1 protein-coding gene is annotated in these 236 nt (G+C 41.1%); it reads right to left on the bottom strand.

The genetic code is table 11. The features are described from left to right. The coding region (locus tag AC1RQI_RS17530; protein WP_481905883.1) for a hypothetical protein at window positions 1-199 on the bottom strand (199 nt) is incomplete at its 3' end. Between the last annotated feature and the right edge of the window lie 37 nt (window positions 200-236).

The following is a 236-nucleotide window of genomic DNA, read 5'->3' as shown; positions in this document are numbered from 1 at the left end:
CCATTCCATTCCATGCCATTCCATTCCATTCCACTCCATTCCATTCCGTTCCATTCCGTTCCATTCCATTCCATTCCATTCTATTCGGATTAATTCCATTCCATTCCATTCCATTCCATTCCATTCTATTCCACTCCATTGCAATCGAGTTGAATCCATTGCATTTCATTCCATTCCATTCCATTCCATTCCATTCCATTCCGGAAGTTTCCATTCCATTGCATTCCATTCCATTC

The organism is Salicola sp. AFF1 (assembly GCF_056783195.1).
The sequence above is the reverse complement of the archived record's forward strand: the minus strand, read 5'-3'. Positions and strand labels throughout refer to the sequence as shown.